At 48.5% G+C, this 22,716-nt stretch carries 22 protein-coding genes and 1 riboswitch; of the genes, 4 read left to right on the plus strand and 18 right to left on the minus strand.

The genetic code is table 11. The annotated features are described in order from the left end of the window. Positions 1-40 precede the first annotated feature (40 nt). From ACJJIZ_RS14785 to ACJJIZ_RS14795, 3 genes are all read left to right on the plus strand, one after another. The gene (locus ACJJIZ_RS14785) at positions 41-2,368 is read left to right on the plus strand and encodes a TonB-dependent receptor (protein WP_444908149.1); all 2,328 of its coding nucleotides are present in this window, start codon (positions 41-43) and stop codon (positions 2,366-2,368) included. A gap of 165 nt (positions 2,369-2,533) precedes the next feature. Next, positions 2,534-2,749 carry a hypothetical protein gene (locus ACJJIZ_RS14790; protein ID WP_444908148.1) on the plus strand — a complete coding sequence of 72 codons (216 nt, stop codon included), beginning with the start codon at positions 2,534-2,536 and terminating at the stop codon, positions 2,747-2,749. 530 nt (positions 2,750-3,279) lie between these two features. Beyond that, positions 3,280-3,837, plus strand: a complete 558-nt coding sequence (locus tag ACJJIZ_RS14795; RefSeq protein ID WP_157953999.1) for a hypothetical protein — start codon at positions 3,280-3,282, stop codon at positions 3,835-3,837. Positions 3,838-3,995: 158 nt separating this feature from the next. Here the strand turns inward: ACJJIZ_RS14795 and ACJJIZ_RS14800 are convergent, their stop codons facing one another. The 6 genes from ACJJIZ_RS14800 to ACJJIZ_RS14825 all read right to left on the minus strand — a co-directional run bounded on the left by ACJJIZ_RS14800 (position 3,996) and on the right by ACJJIZ_RS14825 (position 9,466). Beyond that, positions 3,996-4,481, minus strand: coding sequence for a DUF6702 family protein (locus ACJJIZ_RS14800; protein ID WP_413662158.1), 486 nt, complete (start codon positions 4,479-4,481; stop codon positions 3,996-3,998). Positions 4,482-4,588: 107 nt separating this feature from the next. Beyond that, positions 4,589-6,952, minus strand: coding sequence for a M1 family metallopeptidase (locus tag ACJJIZ_RS14805; RefSeq protein WP_444913941.1), 2,364 nt, complete (start codon positions 6,950-6,952; stop codon positions 4,589-4,591). A gap of 121 nt (positions 6,953-7,073) precedes the next feature. Further along, a complete protein-coding gene (locus tag ACJJIZ_RS14810; protein WP_444908146.1) occupies positions 7,074-8,114 on the minus strand; it encodes a CobW family GTP-binding protein in 1,041 nt (346 codons plus the stop codon). Continuing rightward, positions 8,114-8,581, minus strand: a complete 468-nt coding sequence (locus tag ACJJIZ_RS14815; protein ID WP_282933007.1) for a Fur family transcriptional regulator — start codon at positions 8,579-8,581, stop codon at positions 8,114-8,116. The genes ACJJIZ_RS14810 and ACJJIZ_RS14815 overlap by 1 nt, the downstream gene beginning before the upstream one ends. A gap of 3 nt (positions 8,582-8,584) precedes the next feature. After that, the gene (locus tag ACJJIZ_RS14820; protein WP_444913942.1) at positions 8,585-9,094 is read right to left on the minus strand and encodes a ZrgA family zinc uptake protein; all 510 of its coding nucleotides are present in this window, start codon (positions 9,092-9,094) and stop codon (positions 8,585-8,587) included. Between the two features lie 9 nt (positions 9,095-9,103). Continuing rightward, the gene (locus tag ACJJIZ_RS14825) at positions 9,104-9,466 is read right to left on the minus strand and encodes a MerC family mercury resistance protein (RefSeq protein WP_444908144.1); all 363 of its coding nucleotides are present in this window, start codon (positions 9,464-9,466) and stop codon (positions 9,104-9,106) included. Between the two features lie 124 nt (positions 9,467-9,590). On the opposite strand from ACJJIZ_RS14825, the gene ACJJIZ_RS14830 reads away from it, so the two are divergent. Continuing rightward, positions 9,591-10,010: a TraR/DksA family transcriptional regulator gene (locus ACJJIZ_RS14830; RefSeq protein WP_444913943.1), complete on the plus strand. Its 420-nt coding sequence runs from the start codon at positions 9,591-9,593 to the stop codon at positions 10,008-10,010. 49 nt (positions 10,011-10,059) lie between these two features. On the opposite strand, the gene ACJJIZ_RS14835 is transcribed toward ACJJIZ_RS14830, so the two are convergent. The 12 genes from ACJJIZ_RS14835 to ACJJIZ_RS14890 all read right to left on the minus strand — a co-directional run bounded on the left by ACJJIZ_RS14835 (position 10,060) and on the right by ACJJIZ_RS14890 (position 22,460). Next, positions 10,060-11,310, minus strand: coding sequence for an anthrax toxin-like adenylyl cyclase domain-containing protein (locus ACJJIZ_RS14835; RefSeq protein WP_444913944.1), 1,251 nt, complete (start codon positions 11,308-11,310; stop codon positions 10,060-10,062). A gap of 791 nt (positions 11,311-12,101) precedes the next feature. Beyond that, positions 12,102-12,599, minus strand: a complete 498-nt coding sequence (locus ACJJIZ_RS14840; RefSeq protein ID WP_444913945.1) for a hypothetical protein — start codon at positions 12,597-12,599, stop codon at positions 12,102-12,104. Positions 12,600-12,688: 89 nt separating this feature from the next. Continuing rightward, a complete protein-coding gene (locus ACJJIZ_RS14845) occupies positions 12,689-13,582 on the minus strand; it encodes a cobalamin-binding protein (protein WP_444913946.1) in 894 nt (297 codons plus the stop codon). A 30-nt stretch (positions 13,583-13,612) separates the two neighbouring features. Continuing rightward, a complete protein-coding gene (cobS, locus tag ACJJIZ_RS14850) occupies positions 13,613-14,446 on the minus strand; it encodes an adenosylcobinamide-GDP ribazoletransferase (protein ID WP_444913947.1) in 834 nt (277 codons plus the stop codon). Further along, entirely contained in the window at positions 14,430-15,035 is a 606-nt protein-coding gene (locus ACJJIZ_RS14855; RefSeq protein WP_444913948.1) for a histidine phosphatase family protein, read from the minus strand. The genes cobS and ACJJIZ_RS14855 overlap by 17 nt, the downstream gene beginning before the upstream one ends. Beyond that, the gene (gene cobT, locus ACJJIZ_RS14860) at positions 15,025-16,071 is read right to left on the minus strand and encodes a nicotinate-nucleotide--dimethylbenzimidazole phosphoribosyltransferase (RefSeq protein WP_444913949.1); all 1,047 of its coding nucleotides are present in this window, start codon (positions 16,069-16,071) and stop codon (positions 15,025-15,027) included. The genes ACJJIZ_RS14855 and cobT overlap by 11 nt, the downstream gene beginning before the upstream one ends. An 18-nt stretch (positions 16,072-16,089) precedes the next feature. Further along, entirely contained in the window at positions 16,090-16,638 is a 549-nt protein-coding gene (gene cobU / locus ACJJIZ_RS14865) for a bifunctional adenosylcobinamide kinase/adenosylcobinamide-phosphate guanylyltransferase (RefSeq protein WP_444913950.1), read from the minus strand. Beyond that, a complete protein-coding gene (locus tag ACJJIZ_RS14870) occupies positions 16,631-17,413 on the minus strand; it encodes a heme ABC transporter ATP-binding protein (protein ID WP_444913951.1) in 783 nt (260 codons plus the stop codon). Before ACJJIZ_RS14870 ends, cobU begins: the two co-directional genes overlap by 8 nt. Continuing rightward, complete coding sequence (locus ACJJIZ_RS14875; RefSeq protein ID WP_444913952.1) at positions 17,413-18,435, minus strand: FecCD family ABC transporter permease; 1,023 nt, start codon at positions 18,433-18,435, stop codon at positions 17,413-17,415. The genes ACJJIZ_RS14870 and ACJJIZ_RS14875 overlap by 1 nt, the downstream gene beginning before the upstream one ends. Continuing rightward, the gene (locus ACJJIZ_RS14880; protein ID WP_444913953.1) at positions 18,432-19,940 is read right to left on the minus strand and encodes a cobyric acid synthase; all 1,509 of its coding nucleotides are present in this window, start codon (positions 19,938-19,940) and stop codon (positions 18,432-18,434) included. Before ACJJIZ_RS14880 ends, ACJJIZ_RS14875 begins: the two co-directional genes overlap by 4 nt. 12 nt (positions 19,941-19,952) lie before the next feature. Continuing rightward, entirely contained in the window at positions 19,953-20,567 is a 615-nt protein-coding gene (gene cobO / locus ACJJIZ_RS14885; protein WP_444913954.1) for a cob(I)yrinic acid a,c-diamide adenosyltransferase, read from the minus strand. A gap of 36 nt (positions 20,568-20,603) precedes the next feature. After that, the gene (locus ACJJIZ_RS14890; RefSeq protein ID WP_444913955.1) at positions 20,604-22,460 is read right to left on the minus strand and encodes a TonB-dependent receptor plug domain-containing protein; all 1,857 of its coding nucleotides are present in this window, start codon (positions 22,458-22,460) and stop codon (positions 20,604-20,606) included. A 103-nt stretch (positions 22,461-22,563) separates the two neighbouring features. Further along, positions 22,564-22,711, minus strand: a riboswitch (cobalamin riboswitch). Positions 22,712-22,716 lie beyond the last annotated feature (5 nt).

Below are 22,716 nucleotides of genomic sequence, written 5' to 3' on the forward strand. Positions count from 1 at the left end.
AGCGTGCACTTGGACGTAAAAATCTTATAAGGAATAACTCATGAAACTTACTGCGAACCTTTTCGCACTGATGACCCTATCTAACCTGGCCCATGGGATTTCCGGCCAGGTATTAGATTCTTCTGGAGAGCCCATCTATGGCGCTAGTATTGAAGTCGCGGGAAGTAGACAGCAGGCACAAACAGATGCGCAGGGCCGATTTTCACTTGAGGTGAATACTTCACAGCTCCGCGAGATCCATATCAATGCCCCGGGGCACAGCCATAAGACAGTAATTTTACAAGCTGGTCAGGATGAGCCCCTGAAGGTTACCTTGCAACACACTGTTATCGAACAAATTGACGTAACAGCCACACCATTACATGCTTCCACCATTGAATCAGCACAACCAGTAACAGTGGTAGCCGGCGAAGAGCTGCGTCGAAAACAAGCCTCCACTTTGGGAGAAACCCTCAAGAATGAAGTAGGGGTTCATTCCAGCTACTTTGGACCAGTAGCCAGTAGCCCCATTATCCGTGGACTCAACGGCCCCCGCGTTCTGATTACCCAAAATGGGCTCGATAGCGCCGATGCCTCCCGAGTTGGCCCAGACCATGTCGTCGCCACTGAGACCATTACTGCAGAGCAGATAGAAATCCTGCGGGGGCCTGCCACTTTATTTTATGGTTCAGGAGCCATCGGTGGCGTAGTCAATGTGGTAGATGAGCGGATCCCTACCTCTAGTGAAAACAGGACTGCTTATTCGCTGGGAAGCAATACCGTGGCAGATGAGCGCGAAGCCTCGCTGGCTCATACCGGCGGCAATGATCAGCTGGCGTATCACGTGGACAGCTTCTGGCGCAAAGGTGACGACTATGAAATTCCCACCTCAAGCGACTATGGCGAAGAATCCAGTGGGGTATTAGAGAACAGTGACTCAAAAAGCAAAGGGTTCAACATCGGTGGCAACTGGTTTTTAGATAATGGTTCAATCGGCCTTGCCTATGGACGCCTGGAGCGAATTAACGGTATTCCCGGGCACAGCCATTCGCACGCTGAAGAACATGAGGAACACGAGGAAGATGAGTCAGAGCATCATGACGAGCATGAAGAAGAGTTAGAAGTAGTCTCTGACTTGAAACAGGACCGCTGGCAATTGGCTAGCGAAATGTCACTGGATAACCCATGGTTGAGCGGCCTGGATGCCAGAATTGGCTACACAGACTACGAACATTCTGAGATCGAAAACAACGCTATCGGTACGACATTCAGTAATCAAACACTGCAAGCACGGGTCAACCTGCTGCTGCAAGATATGGCCGGCTGGCGTGGTGCAATAACCCTGGAAAGCAAAACCACCGATTTTGAAGCAATAGGCGAAGAGGCGTTCACTCCGCCGAGCACAACGGAAAGCTCAGCGATTGGGCTAATACAGGAAAAGCACACGGGAGAGTTCCTATGGCAGTTAGGAGCCCGAATCGAAAGAGTCACTATCGAAGCCACCGATGATGACTGGGAGGGGGGAAATCTCGATAAGTTAGCTTTCACACCCTTTAGCTTTTCTGCCGGCTTGGTCTGGGACATTGCCGCTAATTACAATGCCGGCATCTCTTTTACCCACGCCCAACGAGCACCCAGTGCCGCTGAACTTTTTTCTTATGGTCCCCATATTGGCACCAGCACCTTCGAAGTCGGCGCACTATTTAGACTGGATGACACAGAAGAGCCCTATTTTTACTACGAGAACAATGTTGAGGAAGAGGTTTCCAACAACATTGACCTCAGTTTTCGCCGGCATTCCGGAAATATCGGCTGGGTGCTGAATCTATTCTACAACCAGGTTGATAATTTCTACTACGAGCGAAATACGGGCTACACCAGCGAAGATATTGAAGAGCATGGTCACGATGAGGAAGAAGAGAGTCACAATCATGGCGAATTACCCGTTTATGTCTTCGATCAAGCTGATTCGACACTCTACGGGCTAGAAGCTGAATTTGCCTGGCAAATATCCAAGCCACTCACATTAACACTGTGGGGAGACACTGTTCGTGGAAAGTTAGATGACGGAGGTAACCTGCCTCGCACTCCACCTGCACGATTGGGCGGTATGTTAAGTTATAGCTCCAATGGATGGGATGCAGGAATTGAGATTACGCACGCGTTTGAGCAAAACAAAGTATCAGAACTGGAAACCAGCACCGCTGCTTACACACTTTTGAATACTGAGCTTGCATACACTTTTCAAGGAAGCCAACACGACCTCACCGTTTATCTGAAGGCTAACAATCTAACTGACGAGTTAGCTTACGTGCATTCATCCTTCCTAAAGGAACTTGCTCCACTGCCGGGGCGGAACTTTAATGTTGGATTGCGAGGCATGTTTTAGTCAGGGAAAGGCTTTAGTCAATCAATGAAACCACCAGCAGTAATCATTGCCGGTGGTTTTTCCATTTTATAAATTGCCCTCAATAAGAACTTAGAAAAATCCCTGCGTTTTCACAAGAACTTCCCTTAGGGCCCGTAGGCACCAAGAAAATAATTAGGAGTTATTATGACCCAGCCAGTAGTGCCAGAGAATTTCAATGCTTGGCTATATTGCATTACGGTAGAGTGCGGCATCGAACTAACACCAGAATTTGTTGATGAGCGCATCAATGCACTGCAGGACAACAAGAACTACCACACCCGTAATTTTATTCTCTTATACGGGCAAGAACACCACCAGAAAGTACTCAGCTGGTTTAAACAAGTACGTGAAGAAATATGACCCCGGAGACAACTAAAAACCACCAAAACCAATGGACACAATAGCCTCGACTGGCATTATGTGACTCCAGATTAATAGTTTTATAAGGAAACCCAAACACCCTACCCATCGATGCGGATAATTTAAGAAAGATTTACATCTAGCTATTACTCCAACCTAAAACAACCATAGCGACCTCAACTCAATTGCCTTTACAAGTAACAAGAAGCCGTTAATAACATCCAGAAATTGATACCAGAGATCACAGTTACTCAAACTAAAGATCTGAAACGGAAATTACGAAAATGAAACCCCTGATACCAAGTAGGGTTTTACGACTTGCTGCCCACAAAGCGCGGCCATTTAATCAAAAAATATAAAATAAAGAGTCGCATCTAGAGATTGCCATTAGCCGACTAAAACATAGTATTACAAATAGCACTTTTTTCTAACAGTTAGGTCCGCCATTCATTTATCATGGCTTCAATGCGATTCATTTAGTGCATTAACATTTAGAAAACAACTTCTAAGCATAAAAATAAGGAACAAAAATGCCACTAATGACCTTAATCCCTGAGGGGCAAACACCGGGTAGAAGAACACGTCTGTTAGCTGAAGCGATGGGGAATGCGAAACCCGCTTTCATGAACGGCACTCTGACAGGACCAGAGCTTTCCCTTTATACAAAACTAAGCAGTTTGCAATGCTGGGACGCTGCGCTCTACTGTGCCTGGAGCGCCAAGGGTGTAAACTGCCCTAGTGTAACCATGGACAACAAAAACTATAATGTTACTGGTAACAATAACTACAATAGAATTTTTGGAGCCACCCCCAGAACCCGATCAGTTAATACTCTGCACGATTTGATGACCTTGCCGGAGGGCTGCTTCGTTGGTTTTCTATCAAATTTAGGAGTTATGAGACATGTAATGATTCATACCTCAAATGGTCATGGAGCAGGCAATAAAAGTGACTGTGTTTTTACTGATGGAAATACAGGCGGTTGGGAGCTACTAGATATGGCTCATTTTTTTGGTAAAGATAGTAATCATAACGGCAATTCCCATACAACCATGATATATATGCCGGTAACGGGGCAAGTAATTTAACTTTTCTCAAGAGTGACGTATAGCCTATTGAGCTATTCTGCTCTTGACTGCATCAGTTCAGATTTGATCTGACAGTTACCGGTTTTCAAAAGGTCTTCTGTCAGGTCAACCCTGAACGATCAACTACAGAATTAGATACTATCTGACAAGTTTCCAGCTCATAAAGTGAACCCTACCTTACTCTCACCGGGCTTTAAGGTGTAGCTTTGAGTTCCCCTGCCATTATTGACATTCAATGTGTTCACTTGGTCCCGCTCTATCTCCATCAGCATTGATTGTTTAACGTTCAATTTTTTACTGGAAATATCTACCATAGGCACTTCCTGATATATCCAAATGTCATGAACGTCGGCTTCCATACCTACCCAATTAAGCTTCACCACCTCACCATTTTCCTGGCTAATCTGAAATCTTGAATTGACATAGCTCTCCATCTGTCTTTGTGCTTCATTCAACTCTTTACTGGCACTTATTGATAAGGCCTTTTCAATGTCAGCAACAAAAAAACGATGGGAAACCTCCAGCGTTTGAGTACGCCCGTTTACGGAGAGGTTGGTCAAACCAAAATGATAGCGATGTGCATTTGCCTGGAATGAAAATACCGAGGTTGTGACTATCACTAAAAAGGAAAGTAAAACTTTCATCAAATACTACCACTACACAATGAATGTTTCAGATGGATATTTTTAGTAAAAAGGACAAAAGTGCAGCCTCCAGGCCGACCGCCTGCGTGCTGCACTTTTTCCAAGACCTAATCTTCCTCTTTAAGCTCCTCATCCCAATCTTTCATCAAGTTACGCTGCTTTTCATCCTTAAATAGTTCCAGGCGTGACTTGATAATTCGACGTGGATAGAAGTTGTTCTCCACATTGACATCCGCTGTTTCCCAATGGGGATCGAGCACTACAGACTTAAGCACCTTGCTCTTATCCCTCACCAGCATTTTGGAGGTCTTCTTGGCATTGCGAGTCCAGATTTCAGCGGGGATACGCAAATCCTCAACACTCCCATCTTCATATTCCAGCCGCAGGAACAGTGGCATCACCAAGCCACCAATATTGCTAAAGTCCAGCACGTAGACATTACTCTCAACCTTGAGCATGTCTTTTTCCCAGTCCTCTAGATTTTCTAGTTTACTTTGGTAGCTATTGCGATCCGCATTAGAAACGTCAAACTCATCGTGAGTATTATAGAAGTCTTCCAACTCCGGCTTAGCATCGACGATTCGAGTCAACTTTTTCGCGCGATTTTCAATAACAGTGATAGTCTCGGGTTCCCGTTTATGCTGGGCGCGCTTCCAAGGCCCTTCCACTTCAGGATTTTGTGTACCAACGGTGTAATGATGTACGGCATCAAGGCTGATATCGACATTATCAGTGGTGTAGAACCATCCGCGCCAGAACCAATCCAGGTCCATACCTGATGCATCTTCCATAGTGCGGAAAAAGTCCGCAGGCATAGGGCGTTTGAACTTCCAACGCTGGGCATATTCCCGGAAAGCAAAATCGAACAACTCACGCCCCATAATGGATTCACGCAGGATATTCAGTGCAGCTGCAGGCTTACCGTAGGCATTGTTACCAAGCTGAAGCACAGATTCCGAGTTCGTCATAATCGGAACCTGGTTTTCACTCTTCATATACTCGACAATTTTTCGTGCATCGCCACGGCGGGATGGATACTTCTCTTCCCATTCCTGTTCAGCCAAGAACTGTACGAAGGTATTCAGGCCCTCATCCATCCAGGTCCACTGACGCTCATCAGAGTTGATGATCATAGGGTAATAATTGTGCCCCACCTCATGAATGATCACAGAGATAAGCCCATACTTGGTGCGGCGAGAGTAAGTACGCTTGCTGCGGTCCTCCTCATCAATTTCAGGGCGCGGACCATTGAAGGTGATCATGGGGTATTCCATTCCCCCCACAGGGCCATTGACGGAAATAGAGACCGGATAGGGATAGTCAAAACTGTAGCGGTTATAGATATCTATTGTATGAATAATGGACTCTGTTGAGTACTTGTCCCACAGTGGAGTGCCCTCTTCCGGGTAGAAGGACATAGCCATCGTATCGGTTCCACCCTTCTTGTAACCCTGTGCGTCCCACAGGAATTTACGTGACGAAGCCCAAGAAAAGTCACGTACATTCTCAGCTTCAAATACCCAGGTTTTACGCTTATTTGAACGACTTTTTTCGTTCTCCAGCGCTTCATTCTTAGTGACAATCATCACAGGCTTACTGGCTACTCGAGCCTTTCGCAAGCGCTCACGCTGCTTGGAGGTCAATACATCCTTGGGATTTTGAAGAACACCGGTTGCAGCAACGATATGATCTGCTGGCACTTCAATAGCAACGCGATAATCCCCAAACTCCAGCGCAAATTCGCCGCGTCCCAGGAACTGCTTGTTTTGCCACCCGCTAACATCGTTATATGCAGCCATACGAGGGAACCATTGGGCTATCTCGTATAAGTAGTTATCGTCGCGCTCAAAATATTCATAACCGGAACGCCCACCCAGTGCTTTCTGCTCAATAACCTTGTAAGCCCAGTCAATCTGGAAACTCACGCTGGAACCTGAGGCCAGAGGCTGGGGCAAGTCAATTCGCATGCCGGTATCGACAATAGTATGGCGAAGCTCCCTACCCCGAGTGTCGGCCACCTTGGTAATCTGGTATCCGCCTGGAAATTCGTCGGATACGACGGCACGACGAAAGCTTTTGAATGGAATGGTATCTGGAGCAATCGCCTCCATATCAACTGGCGTGGCCAAATTACCAGAGGAATTCGGCTTGAAACGGTTTTGATCCAGTTGCACCCACAAATAACGCAGGGTATCTGGTGAGTTATTAGTGTAAGTGATGGTCTCTGAAGCAGTTATCAGTTGTTTATCATCGTCTAGTGAAACTTTGATATCGTAGTCCGCTTGCTGCTGCCAATAGGCATGGCCCGGAGCGCCCGACGCTGTTCGGTAACTATTCGGTGTCGGCAGCAGTTCCTCCAGCTGGCGGAACTTATCACCGGTTACATTTAGGGGATCTGCGGCAAAGCTGCCCGAGGTTCCGGACATAGCAAGCCATGCCACAGTTAAGCGGCCGAGTAATTTTATATTCATTGGTTTACTTCAGAGATTTACGTCAGATTAAAACTTTACGGAATACGGCCGCGAAAAAATGACCGAATTTATGCAAAAATTTCTAATAAGCCAGGCCAGATTTGAATACCTGGCCATATAGCTATTTGGATTCGTAAAACACTTTTGTTTCGGTACCCTGGTTATCCGCCAGGGCAGCGATCCAGGAGCTCTCCATTGCATCCCAATCCAAACGCGCTTGGTTAATCGCCTCTACCCGGCTTTCCAATATGTCATCCAGCTCTAAAACTGTAAGCACTTTGTCAGCCTTATTAAATCCAAATACACCTTGCTCGGTAATAAATACCCCCTTGATTCTCTCAGCGTCAGTGCCACTGAATAGTGAAAAGAGCGCATCATAATCAAATATAAATTCAGGGCTAAAACGCCAGCCACAGCTGTAGTATCCCTCTCCGCTATTCTCTGAGCGGAGATAGCCACACTCCGGTAATAGCTCAACCTCATCCACCGCCTGGGTTACTGAGTGGTGGTGGTCACTCCCTGACGAGACCTGAAAACTGCAGGGCAGCTGGAGCCAATCCAATTCGATACGCCCTTGCTCCACCACTTGCAGCGGTTTTTCAGCGCCCTCACCTAAGAACGAGAGAAATCGCTGAAGGTTTTGCAAGTCTTCGGGGCCGTAGAGATCAGACTTATTAGCCACTACCAGATCAGCAACTTCTAATTGCTGCCGAAAAGTCTCACTACGTAAGTAGCGATTATCTTCAATACAGCGAGCATCGACCAAAGTTAGCGTACCGCGAAGGTCCAACACACCGCCGCGCACTGCATCAGACAAAGCCGCCAGCACCTCTCTAGGGTGCCCCAGGCCCGTCGGCTCAATTATTAATCGATGGGGCCTGGCCTTAGCCAATAACTGGTTTAAAGCGACCTGCATCGGCAAACCAGCAGCACAGCACATACAGCCGCCAGGTACCTCTCGAATATAAATATTGCCTTCCTGTTCTGGTTCAAAAAGTGCGCCATCAACGCCCACTTCTCCAAACTCATTGACCAGAACAGCCCAGCGCTCATCAGCGGGCTTACTTTCCAGGAGATGCCGGATAGCCGTTGTCTTGCCGACGCCCAAAAAACCAGTGATAACGTTGGCAGGTACCCCGCGTATTAACTGACTAGCTGCCACTAAGCTGCATCCCGGCTGCACTCATCACAAACACAATCCAGCTCCAATTGGGATGTCTGGAGATGATATCCAGCACTTTCAACCGTATCCCGCAATGCATCAATGACTTCGGGCCTAATGCCAATTTCCCGCACTTTGCTACAGCGATTGCAGATTAAAAACTGTGGAGTCTGGTGGCTGTGGTCACAGGCAATATGAGCACAGGCCAGGTACTTGTTTTCTGAATTGAGTTTGTGAACCAGGTTCTCTGCCGCCAGAAAGTCCAGCATTCGATAGACTGACATGGCGGGAATTGAGTCGCCAAAGTCACCATTGTAATGCTCCGCTATTTCATAGGCAGAGAGCGGAGTTTTTGACCGCAACAACACGGTAAGAACGTTCTTACGCTTTTCAGTCAGGCGGGCACCTGAACTGCGACAGGTTTGTTCCGCCACACTCAGGGTCTGTTTGATTTGGGATGCTTTCATAGCCTATTTCATTTGCAATTTGTTGTCTTTACCAGTGAGCAGTTCAGCCCCCTGACGACCGGAGCTGATCCATTGCACTGCAATCCCATGAATACCGGGAAACCTCTCAAACAGGGTAACAATGACACTGTTGAACTGTGCCAGATTATCACACTTGAATTGGTAACTAGCACGGAAACCACTGTGCACCGAGTTGTCACTGGTAACTTCTGCGCTATATGGCGCCTTAACTTCCACATTTAAGGGTTTGCACTGGGCACCGACAAACTCAAGAAAATGATCTGGCTTGGATAGTTCGTGAGCAACCTGCTCTAACCGCTGCTTTTGGGCATCGCTACGTGGCGCATGCTCAAATCCCACTAGATCAACTGTGGGTGACTCCAGCTCGATGATGATTTTGTCTGCTTCGGCCACCAGGTACATCATCGCCTTACCGTGAACATGATTTCCCATTTCCCCAGCGACTGGGCCGGCCCAAAACAACGCAACAAACAATGCTCCTGCAAGTTTCATGACCCTCACCTACTCGACTAAAGCATCCCGATAAATCAAGCGCAGGTTTACCCAGTGGGCAACAATCAATAAGCCTGCACCAAGAACACTGGCAACTAGCTCCCATACCCCCTCGAGATATAGCGCACCAACCAACAGCAATGCCCCGGAGAAACCAACAATCATTACCGCGTAGCGCTGATGGCGTCGGCAAGAGGCTGGGAAGCTGGCCAAGGCCAGAATTACCACGGGTACAAGCAACAGCAAGTGGAGAAACTGGTCCTCTTGTAAAGCACCCAATATCCCCAAACCTCCCAATAGCGGTAACAAAGGAGTCAAAAGACAGTGCAGCAAGCAAAGCCCAGAAGCCAAAATTCCTAAAGTATCTCTCACAACAATCCTTTTAATCTACGAGAACCCAAGACAACCACATACACTTCAATCAACTTAATGATATGTTATATCATAAATTTAATATTTCAAGTCAACACGAGCTATGCAACAGGGGATTCATGGAATGCCAAAAATCGGTGAACAAGAACTGCTGGGGATGCCTGCATCAGACTATATGAACGAAAAGCAATTACTCTTCTTCAAACAGCTTCTGATGGAATTGAGAAATGACCTGCTAGCCGAGCTTGCACACGGGCAACAGGCTATTGCTACCACGAAACTTGCCTTAGCTGATGACCTGGACCGGGCGACCGCAGAGCAAGAGAACCAGCAACATCTGCGCTTTACCGGTCGAAAGAACCTGCTGTTGAGAAAGATCCAGCGGGCTCTGGAGAAAATAAAAGATGGCAGCTACGGTTACTGCGAAATCAGCGGTGACCCTATCGGGCTGCAGCGACTATTGATAAGACTCACCGCAGAGCTTTCCTTTGAAGAGAAAGCTCGCCAGGAAATACTGGAGCGTAACTACAGTAAGCGAAGATAAGGGTCACCTTCTAAGAGACCACTAATATTTCTTTCATACAGCCCGATAGTTAAGCATTGTACCAAGGTGGGACAATCCACTGACCAAAGTGCCAGTCGCGGGGTACAAACCTTCCGTAGCCTTGCCCCAATCGGTCTGGCTTATTATTGGTAGGGTTCATTGCCCAGCCCTCTGCCAGAGTGACATTGACACCATTTATTCTGCACATTGCTATAAGCTCTCTGAAAGCCTGCAAAGTTTGAATGACCACTTCACTGCGAGCAGGAGTAAATGCAATAAGGGGTAAATCTATGTCATTCACATATGGGCGTGCGGCTTCATCACTGTGCCATAGCACATTTCTTCTCGGGAATGGCCCCCACTGCCCAGCTCCAGCTCTCGGGCTGCGGATACCACCGATAGTGGAATTGAGTGTCTGGCTTACTTCATAAATCCGATTAGTTATATTACCCAGCTTGGTGCCTTGCCTTTGGGTAGTGAAATTTCTCTCTAATTGGGTTTCGATATGCTGACGCTGCGACCAAGCTTGAGCAGTGCCGAGAATACGGCGATCATCTCCATATCGATCAAACTTCTTTGCGCCCCGCTTAAATGGCCAGATAGCAAACAGATCATAATCTCCAGTAATTGCATTAAGGGGGTGCTCATTACGAAAATGACGATGCTCCACGGGGTTGGTCATTGCCAGTAGCGGCTCATACATATCCTTGTACTTAGTGTCATACTGAACAACAATGTTGCCACGCTCCTGAATAAAGCCTGACTGCCTACTTTTTTCCTTATCGACATAGACACCCCACATGTCTCCCAAGCATGTGTTAACCCTGATAAGAGAGTAATGAAAAGTAATGCCACTGAGGTGGCTGGCTACACCTTCGTAACGATCTTGAGTTTTTCTTGTAACATTGATCTTTCCTGATTGAATAAGCCAATCAACCCGTTCCTGATGTAATCGAAGAGGTGTTGTTGATGCAGTCCAACCTGCACCAGACTGTAGATCAGTAAAGGCTTCTCGATGTTGATCACGGTTATAGGCCGCTTTTCTCATCCCGTGTTTATTTAACCGGGGGTCTCGTAATACAAAGCCTGCCATCGGCCCCCAATCACATGACTTCCCATGAATCCTAAAGCCCTTTGTGTCATATCCCTGCTCAAGTAATTGGGTACATGTTGGCCCTGTTGCGCGAACGATGATAACGCAACGGTGAGATGCTGCGGTGGTTTTAAATGCGTCTGCATGAGAAGCCGGGCAGCCTATAAGGTTTTGACGCAATGCAGCATTGTTAAATATAAGGTCCATGTATTAACTTCCTGTTTCGGGGCAGCCTACATATAAATTTCGATTAGCTAAATAAATGCTATTTATAGAAATTTATTACGATGAATGTAAAACTACTAAATCTATATTTTGTGCCTCTAAAAATAAGCACTAGTCCAATTACTATTATCAAACACGCCAAGGTAGAGATCTTGCCCATCGCCCTGACTTATTTATAGGTCTGTATCTGTGAACACAAACTGAATTAGTCTTTTGAATCCAATTAATAAAGCCAAATTCTTAGGAAGCTTGGCTTGAAAAATGCCCTACCCCAAATTCATACGCAAAGGAAAGGCTACCAAAATACCAAAGTCCGTGGATCGTATCACTTAAAGCATCCAAAGGATTTCCAGTTTGCTCTAAAACTTAAGCCTACACGCAGTTCGAACCCCAGCCTTTAGGTTTTGGACATATTTTTTTAGATTTTGGCCTTTTGAATTGAGAAGGGTCGGTTTAAACAACTGAAGCATCAGTACTAGACATATATGATATCCTGTAGATGAATATATTCTTGATAGATATAGTATTTACCAGATTAGAGAAGGGTGGCCACATCAGATCACGAATTATAACCTAAAGAAAAAAGACCCCTAGCTAGCCTCCGAGATCTTTTCCTAAAGGAGCGCAATTAATCTACCTATCTGAGTCAGAACAGAGCCTGTTATACACAAGAGGAATCGTTGGACTTTACGACATTAAACACCCCCGGACCCACCAAAATTTGAACACTAAGAAAATTGAGATTTATCAGACTATATCAATTACATTGCCGACTACCTGTCACCGTCTAAAATTCCAGATTCTGTTTTATCTCTATTGATGAGTACTTGTTGCTTTACACATCTAACTGACACCCAAAGTATAGCGATGGCTCCAATAAATGTAGTGGCTGCCATTGACAACTCTAGAGCAATCAACGTTAAAGAAATGACACTTATCGATAACAGCTTTAAATTTTTGATATGAAATTGAAGATAATCTTGCCTTAGAAGATCTTCAATTAAAAACAATATGAGAACCGCCAAACCAAAAGCAATTACTATAAATTCAAAGCTTCCTGTCGACACCCCTCGATAAAACGATATATAACATGACAAGCCAGTGACTGGGATAGCTGCAACACTTTGCATTGTATAATAGTCTGCGGAAGCCAGCCTCCAGAAGGTTGACCACTGACTACTTTCATCTTGTTCAAGCATGGTTAGTTTAATCGCCAAATATGGGACTGCAAGCAGCCCTCCGACAAAGAGAATAACAAAAAATATTCCCATAAAAATATCTAGCCAGCAAATTCAATTTCGATAGTTGATCTACAAAATAATACGCTGCGACTGAGTCTTCCTGCTGATAAGCAGAAAAACTAACCGCTTCTTCTCACCCGATTCAAATCATCACAAACCATCTCCATACCATCCAGCACCCGAAAAGTATGTCGCTGGATGATATCCGGTGGTACATGAAACAGGTTTCCCTCTTTAACTGCATTAATTCTTGGGTATGCTTCCCAGGCATCCAACCAATCTGGCCGCTCTTCTCCCATGCCGCTGGCGATAATTACTCTCGGGTCTCTATCGAGTACAGACTCAATACTAATCTTCGGTGCTAATACCAATGCACCGGCAAATATATTACGGCCGCCACAGGTTTCAATAACATCGCTAATCAGGTGGTCGCCATTAAGTGTTTGCAGTGGCTCATTCCAAACTTGATAAAAAACACTGACCGAATCCAGATCCTTATGGCTAAGCTGTATTTGATTCAGTCGCTCAAGCCACTCTCCGGCAGATTTATCTGCATAGTCACTTGTGCCTGCAAGTGTACCGAAGCGCTTTACATTCACAGCGATATCTTCAAGAGTGTGAGATTCAGATACGAAAACTGTAAAACCGAGATCCTCCAGTTTATTAATCATCTGATCGCCATTTCCCGATCCCCAGGCAACAATCAAGTCGGGATTTAGCAATAGTAAACTTTCATAATTTACCGCCTTATAGTTACCTATCTCCGGTAATTGCTTAGCCTGCTCGGGGTAGTCACTGTAGCTTACTGCAGCAATTAGCTTATCCCCGGCCCCGGCACTGTAAAAGTTCTCCACGATATTTGGCGCTAGCGCAACAATACGCTCTGCGGGTGCAGGCAGTTCAACCCATTGGCCACGGGCATCTTTTACCCGCACGGAATCATCCGCCCAAGTATTACTAACCAATAACAGATTCAAGGCTAAAACAACACGGACAATACTGCTTCGAGACATCTCTTTAACTCGACTATAACTAAGGAGCTTCTAAACAGCCCCGTAATTCACATTGGCAACCACTGCCACCCATAATATCAATATCGACAATTCACTTATCTCGACCAAACCGCCCAAACAATCGCCGGTATAACCACCAATAGTCTTATCCCACAGGCGACGCCAGAATAAGACCAGGGCAATCAAACTACAGACGATGCCTATGGCAATGGGAGTTGGCGCCGCTAAACATCCAATAGCAACTACGATTGCAACTACCGGCAATAGGTCCCATCGGCGCTCGGAGCCAGCGGGCGGTACATGGCCTTCAACACGTGCGTATTGTGAAACTCCTATTAAAGCCAGGGCCGCAGCCCTGGCTAACATAGGTGAGAGCACTAACGGCAGATAGACCCAAGCATCTTTTGTTACCGGGTTTATTAGCTCTAGCAGGATTGCTATTGCAGCAAACTTTATCAGTAGGAAAACAACAACAGCTGCTACCGCAATAGAGCCGCAGTGGGGATCGTGCATTACTCTCAGAATATGCTGACGTTGTTCTTCAGGATCGGCACACTTATGTCCAGCAAAGTAGGCATCAGTACAGTCAGCAAGGCCGTCGAGGTGTAGTGCACCTGTCAGGACCACCCAGAAACCTAATAGTATTGCGGCTTGTAACTGAGTACCTAAAGGAGTCAGAAGGTAGGCGGCCCCGGATAACAGTACACCAATCACCACTCCAACCAGGGGATAAAAATATATCGACCGCTTCACCGTTTCCTTGTCCACCTCCCGCAGCAAGCCCGCCACCGGCAGCCGGGTAAGAAATACCAGCGCATACAGAAATGCTTGGGATAGGTTGTACAACTTACGGGCAATAAACATAAGCTGACTGCTCTGGGTAGGAAACGGTAAAGGACTTATTGTCCGAATCGTATCTCAGCGATGCGGCAAACCCGTAATTAACTTGCAGTGAAATCATTTTCACTGGAAGCCAGTTATTCGCATATGCGAGCAACAATTTGATAACGCCACCGTGAGTAATGAGCAGCGGGGACTCTCCCGAATATTGCTGGGCTAGATTATCAACAGCTTGAAGAACTCTGGATCGAAATACGGGAAAGGGCTCACCTCCCGGCGGTGCGTGCTTTTCTGGGTCACGCCCCCAGGCTTCACACTGTGCTCGTTGCTCAGTCCAGATTTTATCGATTGACTGCCCCTCCCAATCCCCGAAACCAATTTCCCGGATATCAGGAACTTCAGTTATCGGCAGTTTTTTCTCTCGGGCAAGCTGGGCAGCAAAGCGTTGGCAGCGCTGTAAGGGTGAAGTAATAATCCGGTCCCAGGAGTCATCGAGCTCGGCAAGCCCTCGCAACATCTGCTCCCTACCCTCACTGGTTAGGGGCACATCGATCTGCCCGCGAAAAATATTTCCACCTTCGCAGGCACCGTGTCGTAAAAGATCAATCCGCAACTGGCACTCCTGCCTCACTGAAAGTGAACATTTTGTTATGCAGGTTCAGCGCTTGCTTGATAATACTGATGGCCAACACTGCACCTGTGCCTTCGCCAAGGCGCATATTGAAGCTCAGCAATGGCTTCACCCCCAGGCACTCGAGGGCCAGTTTGTGACCAGACTCATCAGAGAGATGGGCGTAGAGCAACCAGGGTTTCACTGACGGATTAATAGCACCGGCAATAGCTGCTGCGGCAGTCGCCATAAAACCATCAACCAATACAGGGACACCTCGCTGGGCACTGGCGACAAACGCTCCCGTTAAGGCTGCAATCTCAAAGCCACCAAAAGTTTGCAGAATAGCAAGTGGCGAGCCCAGCGCTGCCCGGTGCTGCTCCAAAGCAAATTCGATCAGTTCCACCTTGCGGGCGAGCACTGCATCGTCGATACCTGTTCCTCGCCCCGTAATGCTGCCAACCTCTAGCTCAAAAAGGGCGGCAAACATGGCAGCGGCGGAAGTGGTATTGCCAATACCCATGTCTCCGCCAATAAAACAATCTGCATCGGTAGACTGGCGGCGACCGGCATCAAGAGCAAGAGCCAGCTGCGCTTGGGTCATAGCTGGGTTACCTTGGGAGAAATCCGCAGTAGAGGGAGCTATAACTTCATCAATCAGGTCGGGGTGTTCAGCGGGGACCACACAACCCAGATTAATTGCGGCAAAATCAGCATTCTGCTCGCGGCTCAACACATTAATAGCCGCCCCACCCTCGCAAAACAGTTTCAGCATTACAGAAGTGACGGCCTGAGGAAATCGGGAAGTTCCCTGGGCTGCAACACCGTGATCAGCACCGAATACGCGCACCGACAAATTATTCAGTAGGGGTTGCTCCCTCCCCTGGAATCCGGCGAAATCCACGGCAATGCTCTCGAGCCGACCGAGCGCGCCTTGCGGCTTAATCAATTGCTCCTGGCGGGCAATCGCGGCATTGCGAGCACTCTGGTCCGGGGTTGGTGCAGGCTTATCGAGCCAACTGAGTTCATCTGTCATCATTATCAGTTTCAGGTAATTTTACTTTACAGTGAGCGGCAAACCTGCAATTGCCAAGGTGACGCTATCAGCTCGCTCGGCTAGTGCCTGATGAAGCCAACCTGCCGCATCCACAAATTCCCGCGATAACTGCCCAAGGGGCACAATACCCGAACCGACTTCATTACTGACAAAAATCCAAGGTGGGGTATTACCGTTAGCGAGAGTACGCTTCTGATCGATACATTGCAGAAGCGCCTCTTGCTCACACTCCCAGACGCCCTGATGAAGACAGTTGCTCAACCACAAAGTGAGGCAGTCCACCAGTACACAATGGGACTCAGGAGCGGTAACCAGAGCCTCGGCCAGTGCAGTAGGTTCTTCCAGAGTCTGCCAGCGATGATCGCGGTCTTCCCGATGTCGAGCAATACGGGTAGACATTTCTTGATCGCCCGCAGTAGCCGTTGCCAGGTAGCTAAGTCCACCATCGCTACTGCTGCTTAGCCACTGCTCCGCGCGCTGTTGCGCGAGCCGGCTTTTTCCACTGCGTGCGCCTCCTAGTACCAGATGCACACCACTGGCGCTAGACATCGGCAATCACCAGGGATTGACCGGTTACCGGGTGTGGCATCACCGTGACACTGTAGCCGTAAAGCTGCTGCATATTCTCCCCAGTCAATACATCCTCTGGATTTCCGTAGGCCATACTGCGCCCCTGCTTTAAGGCGAGGATTCTGTCGCTATAGCCGCTGGCATGGGCCAGATCATGGACCGTCATTACCACAGCTACGCCACTTCGCGCGAAGTCTCTAACCGCTCTCATCATTCCATATTGGTGTGCAATATCCAGGCTGGCAGCAGGCTCATCTAATAAGAGGAGCCGCTTTCCACCATCCTCTGCCCGCCAGACCTGGGCCATCACCCGAGCCAATTGCAAGCGCTGCTGCTCGCCGCCGGATAATGTTGGGTACAGGCGCTCAGACAAATGACTAACATCCAGCGCTGCCATGGCTTCCAGGCAGATTTCTCGGTCCCGGTCAGTGCCAGTGGAATGCGGAGTTCGACTGAGGGCGACCAATTCCAGCCCGGTAAAGGCAAATGTCAGTGGGTTATTTTGCGGCAGGACGGCAACTTGCCTGGCTCGATTGCGGGCGGACAACTTTGCAAAAGGACTGCCTTTAAAGTGGACCTGCCCGGAATCCATCCTGACTTCGCCGCACAGGGCACGCAACAGGGTCGACTTACCCGCGCCATTGGGGCCAATCACACAAATCAGCTCGCCGACATCTACCTCCAGGTTGATATCTTGCAACAGCGGCCGACTATCGACACTAACCGCAACTCCCTCCACCTGTAGCAGGGCCATTAAATTGCCCCCCTGCTTTTACGCAACAAGGAAACAAAGAAAGGCACTCCAATTAGTGCGGTGATCAGTCCTACCGGGATCTCCACCGGGGCAATAATGGTTCGCGCCAGGGTATCGGAAACTAGCAATAAACTGGCTCCAGCCAGGGCAGAAAGCGGCAGCAGCTGCCGGTGATCAGGTCCCACCCACAAACGCACTATATGGGGCACTACCAGCCCCACAAAAGCAATACTGCCGGCTACAGCAACCGAAGTGCCCACTCCAGCCGCAACAAGCACTATCAAACGGGTTTTTACCCGCTCCACATCAATACCGAGATGGCGCGCCTGGGATTCCCCCAATAAAAGAACATTTAGTGAGGTGCCGAAACGGGACATACTGGCAAGCAAAGCGCCCAGCACGGCCAAAACCAGAAAAGCGCGAGGATAGCTCGCTGCATCCAGCCCTCCCATAAGCCACAGGCTCATACGGCGCAGGGTGTCATTATCAGCAAAGTACTCCATTAACCCAATCAGGCTTGCGGAAAAAGCGGTAACCGCAATCCCCATTAGCAACATGGTGGCCACGGAAGTGCCATTAATACTTTTCGCCACTTTGTAGACCAGTGTCACCGCTAAAAGGCCGCTGAAAAAAGCAGCTATGGATACAACGGGCAAACTCCCAAACGCAGCGGCAACCTCCGCTCCTAGCAGAATGGCCAAACAAGCACCGAGAGAAGCCCCTGCGGTAACACCAATCAGGGATGGGTCAGCTAGAGGGTTTCGAAATAAGCCTTGTAACATTGCCCCGCAGATGGCGAGCACAGCACCCACTCCAGCCGCCAACAACGCCCTTGGCAATCGTATTACCTGAACAATATCCCCAGCGAGTCCACCATCGCCCTGGCCACTGATCGCGGCAATTAATTGTGAGGGTGAGAGATACACTGCACCTATAGCAACGGCAGCAGAAAAACTAAGGACAAGTGCTGTGGGCAGTAACCACCAGGCAATATTTAATGCTTTGATACGGGCAACAGTCACTGGGTATCCTCTTGCAGCACTGCCGTCTCCTTAGCTCCCTCAAATTGCTCGAGCCAGTTTCCCTGGATATTCTCGGCAATAGTCTCAGCCAGCCTGTCCAATTGTTGCTGTCGCTGTTCACCCACATCCAGCGGCGTAGAGTCTTTCAACCCACCCCAGGCAAAAAGTGCGCTCAGCGCTTCGGGTGAATCGAACAGCCCATGCACGTAGGTTGCGAATACCTGTCCATCAGCACTTATTGCGCCATCAGGCCTGGAGTCTCCGTCTTTATCACAGATATATACCGCTGGAGTTTGCAGAGCTACACCTTCTGTTATACCACAGTGGATTTCATAGCCATGAACAGGAGTAGCTTCTTTTACTTCATTTTCCAAAGCTAAAAAGCCGGTAATATTTTTCAGTGCTTTGACTGGCTGCAAGCGAGTTGTAAAATCCAGATAACCCAAGCCCGGTTCGTTACCCGGGGTATCCTCTACCCCATCCGGGTCCTGTACCTCGCTCCCCAGCATTTGCAAACCACCGCAAATACCCACGAGTTTGCCGCCGTAACGCAGATGCCGATCCAACTGTGCAGGCCAATCGTTTTCTTTTAAGTAGGCCAAGTCTGCCCGTACATTTTTACTGCCAGGAAGAATAATCCAGTCGCACTGAGGGACTGGTTCGCGGACACTGACAAATTGCAGATCGATATCCGGATGCAACCTCAATACATCGAAATCGGTATGGTTACTAATGCGCGGCAATACCGGCACTACCACTTTCAATCGAGCATCAGCGCCGCTCTGTTGGGTGCTAATGGCATCCTCCGCGTCAAGGTAGAGGTCATGGAGATAAGGTAAGACTCCGAGAACTGGCTTGCCGGTATATTCCTCTAACCAGTCGAGCCCGGGCTGAAGTAATTGCAGCTCGCCACGAAAGCGGTTGATCACAAAACCGACGACACGCTCTCGCTCTGAGGAAGACAGCAATTCGAGGGTGCCTACCAAGTGGGCGAACACACCTCCGCGATCGATATCAGCAATCAGTACAACCGGGCAATCAACGGCCTCGGCAAAGCCCATATTGGCAATATCGTTTTCCCGCAGGTTAATTTCTGCCGGGCTGCCAGCCCCTTCAACTAACACCAGCTCATATTGATCTTCGAGCCGTGCGAAGGAGTCCAGCACTGCATTTTGCGCGGTAGCTTTATAGTGGTGGTAATCCAGCGCCTGCATATTCCCCAACACTTTACCCTGGATAATAACCTGAGCCCCGGTATCTGAAGCGGGCTTAAGTAACACCGGGTTCATATCGCTGTGGGGGTCGATCCCACAGGCCTGGGCTTGCAGCGCTTGTGCCCGCCCTATCTCACCACCATCCACCGAAACGGCACTATTGAGTGCCATATTTTGCGGCTTAAAAGGTGCGGCACTGACTCCGCGCTGGGAAAAGTAACGAGCGAGCCCGGCCACCAAAGTACTCTTGCCAGCATCGGAAGTCGTGCCCTGAACCATCAACACGGACATAGTGAAAACAACCTAGTAATCTACGCCTTTGCGGGCTTTGATGCCCGCTTTAAAAGCATGCTTAACATCTTTCACTTCAGATACCGTATCCACTAGCTCCTGTAGCGCACTACCACCACCTCGACCAGTCACCACCAAACTCTGTTCCTGTGGCCGCTGGGCCAGAGTCTCCAATACTTTGGACTCATCTAAGTATTTGTAAGCGAGCATATAAGTGAGTTCGTCCAACACCACTAAGTCATAGGTGGTATCGGTGAGCATTTTTTCTGCCTCTGCCCAGGTTCTCTCTGCAGCAGCAATATCACTGGTGCGATCCTGAGTATTCCAGGTAAAGCCAGTACCCATTTGATAGAGAGTAACTTCCGGGCAATGGTTTTTAAGGAAAAGCTCTTCCCCAGATTGCTGTGCGCCTTTAATAAATTGCACAACGCCCACTTTCTGCCCGTAACCCAGTGCGCGTATCACCATGCCGAAAGCTGAGCTCGACTTCCCTTTGCCATTTCCAGTGAGAAGGACAGCAACTCCACGCTGGATATCGGCTGCTGCAATGTTGGCATCAACCTTCTCCTTGTGTTTTTGCATTACCTGCTTGTGCTTGGCATTTCGTTTTTGCTCGTCTTCCGACATGGCCACCTCAGTTCAAGAACCTATAAAAAAAGTGTTTTAGAAGCTGAATTCCACACCAGCATAACCGGCGAGGCCCGCAGTGTTATAGCCAGTGACTTCCACATAATCTTCATCGGTGAGGTTTTCACCCCGAACAAATACCGTCGTGGAGTTGTTCAGCTGATAACGGACACTGGCATCTAGCACTTGATAATCATCCAGCGAGGTGCCATCGCTATCTACCACATCCGCACTGGAACGCAGGTTCATAACAAGGCTCAAGTCACTGGTAGGCTTATAAGTGAAGCCGAGATTCGCCAAGTGCTTGGGACTGCGGGCTCGGGGAGAATCATCGGCTTCTTCAGCATCGGTGTAGGTGTAGTTGGCAGAAAGCAACAAACTATCAGTCAATTGCGCTTCGACAACAAACTCAGCGCCTTGGGACACGCTTTCTCCACTGCTTTGCAGGTAACCTGTGTAGTCGACCATATCGAATCCGATTTCATTCTCAATGACCTGTTTAAACAGTACGAACTCCAGGTAGAGAGAGTTTTCACCAAAGTATTCAACACCAAGATCCAGGCCTCGGCTCTCTTCCGGATTAAGAGACGGCAACTCTAATGGAGTAAAAGTTAACCAGTCGAATGCGGTAGCGTTGTAGTCAACTTCATATAAGCTCGGGGCACGGAAGCCAGTGCCGTAACTACTTTTTATTTTTACCGTACCGTTGGCAACATCCTCAAATAAATAGGCTGAGCTGGCGCGGAAGCTGTTGTAGCTGCCAAAATCAGAGTTATTGTCATGGCGAAGGCCAAGGGTGATATAAGCCTGATCGGCATAGCTTCCCTGATATTCGGAATAAACTGCCCACTGATCCCGATCCAGGTCTCCCGAAGTATCTTCACGATGCTCTACCCCGTAGACCATTCCATATTCGCGACTAAACCCGTAGGAACCGGTGAAGTTCAACTTTTCGATATCACCTTCCGCTTCATAAAAGGGCACGCCTTCACTGATATAGGTACGCTGCAAATCAGAACGTGCATAAGCCAACTCCTGCTGACCATCTTCGCCTTTATGAGCTAAGCTGACACGAACACTTTCCTGGCTGAAATCAAAGTTACAATCATCCTGAGAGGGCCAACCGCAGCGATCATACTCACCTGAAGCATCGGTATCCCGCGCCACAGCCTCAAGTCGCCACTGCTCAGAAATATTCCAACCTACACGGCCATGCAAGGTTTCATTATCGTAACCATCGTCATCTCTCAATTCCGTGTCATAACTACTGGTATTAAAACCATCGGTTTCTGCCGCCGCTGCAGAAACAAAATAATCCAGTGCTTCATTGGCTCCGCTAGCACTGGCATTGTAGCGTTCAGTATCGAAGCTACCGCCCTCAGCTGACACCTCAAAGCGCTGCCCTTCTCCCTCGCGACGAGTCGAGATATCCAGTACACCACCGGCATCGGCTCCGTAGAGCATACCTTGTGGACCGCGTAATAATTCCACGCGCTGCAAGTTGCTGCTCATAATATGTTCAATATGAGCCCCCGCCTGGGTACCGGTTGGGTCAGAAATGTCGATACCGTCTATCTGGACCAAGGTTCTGAAACCGGACTCTCCACGTACCCTCAAGGAGGTTGTCTTGCCCATACCACCTGTATTGGTAACAGACACGGAAGGCACACTGCGCAAAACATCGGCAAGGGACACCAATCCCCGCTCTTTTAGCTGCTCTTCATCCAATACAGTTACTGAAGTAGCTACCTGGCGCAGCGGCTCGCCCTGACGGGAGCTCACAACAACCACGGTTTCCAGGTCTGGAATTGAAGATTCGGTAACAGTGGATTCAGCAAAAGACGGCGCGCTCACGGCTGACAGTACAGCCAGGCTCAATATAGATTTTTTCAAGTTTCAACCCCTAAGACAAAAGCACATGGGATCGAGGGAGGAATAGCAATGCGGCACGCCGAAGCGCGAAAGATCGTATTGCAAGATGGTAGCCCTCCGCTCCATCGTGTTTAGAAAAGAGGCCGGTATCGGGCTTACCACTTAGAATACAGGTGGATCACCGTTGCGGGGGCAGCGCCGGATTTCCGGACTTCCCGTTTAACCTTCTCAGCCAATTCAGGGCAGAAGGCACCTCTAATCGTGGTCGCGAAACTAG

It is taken from the genome of Microbulbifer maximicatervae (SeqCode), assembly GCF_052467225.1.